Genomic DNA, 7,274 nt, shown 5'->3' on the forward strand with positions numbered 1-7,274 from the left:
GGCCCGGTGCTCGGCACGATGCAGGACGTACCCCTACTGGTGAGCCGCATCCTGCGGCACGGCGCGACGGTCCACGCCGGATCCACACTCACCACCTGGACCGGCGACCCCGCGGCGCCCCACCGCCGCACGTTCGCCGAGACCGGCGCCCGCGCCGCCCAGCTCGCCCACGCCCTGCGTGAGGAGTGCGGCGTCCGCCCCGGCGACGCCGTCGCCACCCTCATGTGGAACAACGCGGAGCACGTCGAGTGCTACTTCGCCGTCCCCGCCATGGGCTCCGTCCTCCACACGCTCAATCTGCGCCTGCCCACCGACCAGTTGGCCTGGATCGCCAGGCACGCCGCCGACCGCGTCATCGTCGTCAACGGCACGCTGGTCCCGCTGCTCGCGCCGCTGCTTCCGCACCTGCCGTCCGTCGAGCACGTCATCGTCGCGGGCCCCGGTGACATGGCGCCCCTGGACGGCGCGCGCGCCACCGTTCACGCCTATGAGCCCCTGATCGAAGGCCGCCCCACCGATCACGACTGGCCCGAGCTGGACGAACGCGCCCCCGCCGCCCTGTGCTACACCTCGGGCACCACGGGCCACCCCCAGGGCGCCGTCTACACCCACCGCTCCGTCTATCTGCACTCGATGCAGGTCAACATGGCCGAGTCCATGGGCCTCACCGCGGCCGACACATCGCTGCCTGTCGTGCCGATGTTCCATGTCAACGCCTGGGGCATCCCGCACGCCGCCCTTATGTCGGGCGCGAACCTGCTGCTGCCCGACCGCTTCCTCCAGCCGGGCCCGCTCGCCGAGATGATCGAGTCCGAACGCCCCACGCACGCCGCCGCCGTTCCCTCGATATGGCAGGGCCTGCTCGCCGAGCTGGCCGAACGCCCCCGCGACATCTCGTCGTTGGCCGCCGTCACCATCGGCGGCTCGGCGTGCCCGCCCGCGCTGATGAAGGCGTTCGACGAGCGGCACGGCGTCCGTGTCTGCCACGCGTGGGGCATGACCGAGACCTCGCCGCTGGGCACCACGTCGCAGCCGCCGCCCGGCCTTGGCCCCGACGAGGAGTGGCCCTATCGCGTCTCGCAGGGCCGCTTCCCCGCGGGCGTGGAGGCCAGGCTCTCCGGCCCCGACGGAACGCTTCTGCCCTGGGACAACGTCTCGGCCGGCGAGCTCGAGGTCCGCGGCCCCTGGATCGCCGCCGCCTACCACGGCGGCCCGGGAGCCCAGCCCCTGCGCCCCGATGACAGGTTCAGCCCGGACGGCTGGCTGCGCACGGGCGACGTCGGCGTCATATCCCCCGACGGCTATCTCACCCTGACCGACCGAGCCAAGGACGTCATCAAGTCGGGCGGCGAGTGGATCTCGTCGGTCGCGCTGGAGAACCACCTCATGGCCCACCCCCGCGTCGCCGAGGCCGCGGTCATCGCCGTCCCCGACGAGAAGTGGGGCGAACGCCCCCTGGCCGCCGTGGTCCCCGCCGACGACGGCGAACCCCCCGTTCCCCCCGAGGAGTTGCGCGCCCACCTGGCCGAGCGCTTCCCGCGCTGGCAGCTCCCCGAACGCTGGACCCGCGTGGCGGCCGTGCCGAAGACGAGCGTGGGCAAGTTCGACAAGAAGGCGCTGCGCGCCCTCCACCGCGAGGGCGCCCTCACCGTCACCCACCTCACCTGAAAGCCGGGGCCGGGGCCGGGCCGAAGCCGGGGCCCGGTGGCCCCTTAGGGGTCAGTGCGCCCCGATCTTTGTCAGCAGGTCGACGATCCGCGACTGCACCTCGGGGTTGGTGGAGCGCTCCGCGAGGAACAGCACCGTCTCCCCCGAGGCCAGCAGCGGCAGCTGCGCGGGGTCCATCTCGGCGGCGGTGTAGACGACGAACGGCGTGCGGTTCAGCAGCCCGTTGACCCGCAGCCAGTCGATGATGCCCGCGCGGCGGCGCCTGACCTGGTTGAGGTCCATGACCACGAGGTTTGGCCTGATCTGGGACGCGACCTCCATCGCCTCGGCGTCCGAGGTCGCGTGCGCGGCCTGCATGCCGCGCCGCTCGAGCGAGATCGTCAGCGCCTTGGCGATCGTGTCGTGCTCCTCGACCAGCAGCACCCGCGGCGGGTGCTGGTCGCTGTCGCGCGGCGCCAACGCCTTGAGCAGCACCGCGGGATCGGCCCCGTACGCGGCCTCACGGCTCGCCTGCCCGAGACCGGCCGTCACCAGCACCGGCACCTCGGCGGCCACCGCGGCCGAACGCAGCGACTGCAACGCCGTCCGCGTGATCGGCCCGGTCAGCGGGTCCACGAACAACGCGGCCGGGTACGCCGCGATCTGCGCGTCCACCTCCTCGCGCGAGTGCACGATGACGGGGCGGTAGCCGCGGTCGGTCAACGCCTGCTGCGTCGACACGTCGGGCTCGGGCCACACCAGGAGGCGGCGGGGGTTGTCCAGCGGCTCGGGCGGCAGCTCGTCGTCCGCGGGGGAGGGCGGGCGCTTGGGCAGCCGCCGTTCGTCGGTCACCTCGACCGCGCCGTTCGGGCCGTCGAGCGGCTCGGGACCCTCGGCGGCGCCCGCGGCGGGCGCGCTGATCGCGAACTGCCGTCCACGGCCCTGCGTCTCCTGCTGCCCCGCCTGCCCCTGCTGCGCTGGCTGGCTCGGCTGTGGGGGCGCGCCGGGGAGCGCGTGCGGGGGCGTGCCCTCGGGCGCGTCCAGGCGCGGGTCATCGGCGGGGGGCGTGGCCAGCTTCCTCCTGCGCGCCGGTGGCGCCACGGCGGCGGGGTGCTGTGCGGGGTGCTGCGCGGACGCCGCGGGGAGCTGGGGCACCACGGGCACGCCCTGCCCGAGCGTCTGCACGCTCACGCCGGGGGCGCGCGCGTCGGACTTGGGGCGTTCGCTGCCTGGCATGGGCAACGCGCGCGGCTGCCGCGGGGACGCGCCGACCGGCGTGCTCCCGTCCAGGATCGGGCTGGCCGCCACCACCGAGTGCTCCACCACGGGCGGCTCGTCCGACTCCTCGGCCTGCGGCGGCTGTGAGGGCGGCGGCTGCTGTTGCTGCGGCTGGGCGACGACGGGCTCGAGCGCGGCGGCGCCCGAAGGGGCCCGCTCGTCGACCGGTGGCTTGGCCCGCCTCCTGCGCCCCGTCGGCGCCTCGTCGGCGGGCGCCTCGGGGCGCGCGGCCTCGGCCGTGGGCGCCAGCGCACGCCGGCGCCTGCCGTTGCCCGTGTCACCCTCCGCGCGCTGCTCATGCGCGGTGGGCGCCTGCTGCTGCGGCTGCCGCTGCGGCAGCTCGGGGCGCGCCCCCTCGGGCAGCGGCCCGTACACCTGGCCCTGGCCCTGGCTCCCGGCCTGCCGCAGCGCCGCGTCGCCCCCCGCCTCCTGCGGCTGCCCCGGCTGTCCTGGCGGACTCTGCTGCCCTGCCTGCCCTGCCTGCCCTGCCTGCCCCGGGCCAGGCCGCCCCTGCTCCGGCTGCAGCTGCTGATCGGGCGCGCGCCTGCGCCGCCGCCCCGTCGGCGTGTGCGGCACCGGCTCGATCGCCACGGGCGCCTTCCCCGCGGCCGCCCCCGTTCCCCGCACCGGCTGCGCCGGAACGGGCATCACCGTCGTGTCGCCACTGGCGTCCCGCGGCTTGGCCGCGGGCGCCGTACCACCGCCCGCGGCCACCGGCACCTCGAGCACATACGCGGCCGTTCCGGCCACGTCATGCGTCTGGAGCACACCCCCGTGCTGCTTGACGATGCCCCGCACGATCGGCTGATGCACCTGGTCGCCGCCCGGATAGGGGCCGCGCACCTCGATCCGCACCACGTCGCCGCGCTGCGCCGCGGCCACCACGATCGTCGAGTCCCCGGTAGGCGCGCCCCCGTTGACCGCGCGCCCCGTCGCGTCCACCCCGGCGACATCCGCCACCAGGTGCGCCAGCGCCTGCGCCATGCGCTCCGGGTCCACCTCGGCCTCGATGGGCGGGGCGTGCACCGCGAACTGCGCGCGCCCCGGCCCGATCAGCTCGGTCGCCCCCTCGACCCCGGCCGACACGACGGCGTCGAGCGACACCCGTTCGAGGGCCAGCTTCTCCCGGCCCTCGTCGAGCCGCTGATAGCTGAGGACGTTGTCCACCAGGGTCGTCATCCGCGTGTACCCGGCGGCCAGATGGTGCAGCACCTGGTTCGCCTCGGGCCACAGCTGCCCCGCGGGGTCGGCGGCGAGCGCGGACAGCTCGTTCCGCAGCTGCTCGAGCGGGCCGCGCAGGCCCTCGCTCAGCACCGACACGAGCTGTTCGTTGCGCGCGACGAGCGAGTCCATCGCGCGCCGGTCGGTGAACGCGAGGACCGCGCCCACCAGCTGGTCCCCGTCGCGCACCGGCGCGGTGGTGAGGTCCACCGGCACCGCGCGGCCCTCCTTGGTCCAGAGCACCTGCCCGCGCACGCGGTGCTTGCGCCCCGACGTGAGGGTGTCGTGCAACGGCGTCTCCTCGAACGCCAACGGCGTCCCGTCCGCCCGCGAGTGCTGGACCAGCGGGTGCAGCTCCTGGCCGCCGAGCGCGCTGGCCCGGTGCCCGAGGATCTGCGCGGCCGCGGGGTTGACCAGCACGATCCGGCCCGCGGTGTCGACGCCCACCACGCCCTCGGACGCGGCGCGCAGGATCATCTCGGTCTGCCGCTGCTGGCGCACCAGCTCGGCCTCGGTGTCCAACGCGTCGGACAGGTCGCGGACCACCAGCACCAGCAGCTCCTCACCGGAGTAGTCGTCGGCGAACGCGGCCTCGATGGCCGAAGCGTACGGCGCGTGGCCCGCGTTGAGCCCCGCGCTTGTCACCTCGACCGGCAGCTCGGAGCCGTCCGTGCGCCGCGCGACCATCCGCGTCGGGCGCGTTCTGACGCTGGGGTCCTCCTCGGGGCGGCGCATCGAGCCGGGGATCCGGCGCGGGTCGAAGTCCGGGACGATGTCGAGGAGTCCGCGCCCGACGAGGGGGGCGCCGGGGACCTCCAGGGTCTCCACGGCGATGGCGTTCGCGTTGACGACGGTGCCGTTGCCGTTGACGAGCAACAGTGCGTCGGGCAGCGCGTCGAGTATGGCGGCGAGGCGAGCAGCGCCCCTCGCTGGCCTGCTGCTCACGACGTCGGTTCCTCCCTTGACCCACGTGTTCAGGTGCACGTAGCCCGTGCGTGTCATCAGAGGGAGTCTACGGCCCGGCGCAATGGGCGCGGCGGTCCGTTCCGAAGTCGCTGCTCAGCCGTCGATCCTGGGCAAGGCGGGCACGAGCGCGTCCCACCGTTCGATCTCGCAGCCGTTGACCCGGCTGAAGCTCGCCCTGACGGGCTCGCCCGCCCACACGCCCTCCACCTCGGCGGTGGCCGAGCCCCCCCACACATAGGTGCACATCGCGTCCTTGGGCACCGCGGCGAACGGCGCCGCCGCCCCGTCGATCGCCGCGCACGCCTCGGTCGGCCGCGGGTGCTCGCCCCCGGCGGGGTGGCAGCGCAGCTCGTAGGTGCCGTCGCCCGCGCCGCTGTTGGCGACGGTGATGACCAGGCGGTGGTCGGCCTGCCGCCCCCGTAGCTCGTGCGGCTCGTGCGGCTCGTGCGGCTCGTGCGCGGCGGCGGTGGGGGCGGCGGCGGACGCGACGAGCGCGAGGGCGGCGGCGAGGGTCTTGTGCGGCATGGGGGTGCTCCAGCTCCATGATCGAGGAGGCGCCGGGCGCGCCTCCGCTTCCCACTGCTAACGCTCCCGCCCCAATCCCGTTGCGCAACTCGACGCGACGGCCACACGCCCATAGGGTGGAATCCGATTGGCTGCGGCCGTTCGGGCTGTGGCATCATTTGCTCGCACGCCCGCGTGCGAGGAGGCTTCGCCTAGTCTGGTCTATGGCGCCGCACTGCTAATGCGGTTTGGGGTAACCCCCCATCCCGGGTTCAAATCCCGGAGCCTCCGCCCCTCGACGAGAGCCCTGGTACAGCACCGCTGACCAGGGCTTTTCTCATCCCCGATCCCGCCCCCGCGGAACTGATTTCACCCTCCGCCCGAGGTCATGTAGTGTGTTCACCACAGCCCCCAGGGCAGGCGCTCGTAGCTTAACGGATAGAGCATCTGACTACGGATCAGAAGGTTGCAGGTTCGAATCCTGCCGAGCGCGCACCAGGTCAGAGCCCCTGTCGATCACTCGGCGGGGGCTTTTGCGTGGGCGGTGACAGCGGTCGCTGACAGCAACGTCCCCCGTCGTGATCACCTGCGCGCAGCCCCGTCGCCGTCGTCCCTGAGCGCGTAGCCGACGCGATCGAATGCGTCCCGCTGCGTGTCGAGGCGGACGAAGGTGTAGATGTCCATCGTGACGCGGATCGAGCTGTGGCCGAGCACTTCCATGATCGTGCGGGCGTCCGCTCCCTGCTCGTGGAGGAGCGAGGCACACGTGTGCCGGAGATCGTGGAATCTGACCTTGCGGACTCCGGCGCGGGCGCACAGCGCGTCGAAGGAGCGGTTGAGGTTGCGCGGCTCGATGGGTGTTCCGTTCTTCGTCGTGAAGACGAGCCCGGCACCGGTGCCCTTCCAGTTCTCACCGGCCGCGTGCTTGTCGGCGAGCTGCTGCGCCCGCTGGGCCCGGAGGGCCCTCACGCACTCGGCGGGCAGCGCCACCCGCCGCGCGGACCGCTGAGTCTTGGGGGCGACGACGAGGAGTTCCCCGCCGACCCGCTGCAACGCTTGCCGCACGGTGAGAACGCCCTCGTAAAGGTCTACGTCCTTCCAGCGCAGACCGAGCACTTCACCGCGCCGCAGCCCGAGGCGCACGGCCAGCTCGTACGCCGCCCACAGCCGATTGCCACGAGCCGCAGCCAGGAGCAGCCGCCCTTCGTCCACGGTGAGTGGTTCGATCTCCCGTCGCGTGCCCATGCTCAGCTCGACGTTGCGAGCCACGTTGCGCGGCAGCTCGTCTTCCCGCACGGCGTGCTCGAGCGCTGCCCGCAGGATGACCAGCAGGAAGCGCACGGTGCGGTCGGACGGATGCTTCTGGCAGCACTGCCCGATCGCGCAGCAACGCCGCTTTCCCTCGGGGCGCTTCTTGTCCTTCGCTTGGGCGCAGCACTGGCAGGTGCGAGCCGTTGCGGCGAGGAAGGCCCGTATGTCACGAGCGGTGAGCCGGGAAATCCTCTTTCTCCCGAGACGCGGAACGACGTAGTTCCGTACCAGAGACTCGTAATTGACGTGGGTGGTCTTACGAACCTTGGCGCTGGCCACATGCGTGAGCCAGTGAGGTTTTCTCAACGATGTTTGTGCCATGCGTTGTTGAGGACGAGTGCGGCTTT

General features: G+C 73.2%; 4 protein-coding genes and 2 tRNA genes. 3 read left to right on the forward strand and 3 right to left on the reverse strand.

The features are described from left to right. Nucleotides 1-6 precede the first annotated feature (6 nt). Nucleotides 7-1,668: a long-chain fatty acid--CoA ligase gene (locus tag DEH69_RS28230; RefSeq protein WP_113689808.1), complete on the forward strand. Its 1,662-nt coding sequence runs from the start codon at nt 7-9 to the stop codon at nt 1,666-1,668. 51 nt (nt 1,669-1,719) lie between these two features. Here DEH69_RS28230 and DEH69_RS28235 read toward each other — a convergent pair whose 3' ends face one another. Both DEH69_RS28235 and DEH69_RS28240 read right to left on the reverse strand, forming a co-directional pair. Beyond that, nucleotides 1,720-5,091 carry a PAS domain-containing protein gene (locus DEH69_RS28235; protein WP_113689836.1) on the reverse strand — a complete coding sequence of 1,124 codons (3,372 nt, stop codon included), beginning with the start codon at nt 5,089-5,091 and terminating at the stop codon, nt 1,720-1,722. 114 nt (nt 5,092-5,205) lie between these two features. Further along, nucleotides 5,206-5,637, reverse strand: a complete 432-nt coding sequence (locus DEH69_RS28240) for an SSI family serine proteinase inhibitor (protein WP_113689809.1) — start codon at nt 5,635-5,637, stop codon at nt 5,206-5,208. Between the two features lie 180 nt (nt 5,638-5,817). Here DEH69_RS28240 and DEH69_RS28245 point away from each other — a divergent pair. Next, nucleotides 5,818-5,907 (forward strand) — tRNA-Ser (locus DEH69_RS28245). A gap of 129 nt (nt 5,908-6,036) precedes the next feature. Then, a tRNA-Arg gene (locus DEH69_RS28250) sits at nt 6,037-6,109 on the forward strand. 89 nt (nt 6,110-6,198) lie between these two features. Here DEH69_RS28250 and DEH69_RS28255 read toward each other — a convergent pair. Next, a partial coding sequence (locus tag DEH69_RS28255) for a site-specific integrase (protein WP_147255892.1) occupies nt 6,199-7,274 on the reverse strand: 1,076 nt, incomplete at its 5' end.

It is taken from the genome of Streptomyces sp. PT12 (assembly GCF_003311645.1).
In the GTDB taxonomy this organism is placed as follows: domain Bacteria; phylum Actinomycetota; class Actinomycetes; order Streptomycetales; family Streptomycetaceae; genus Streptomyces.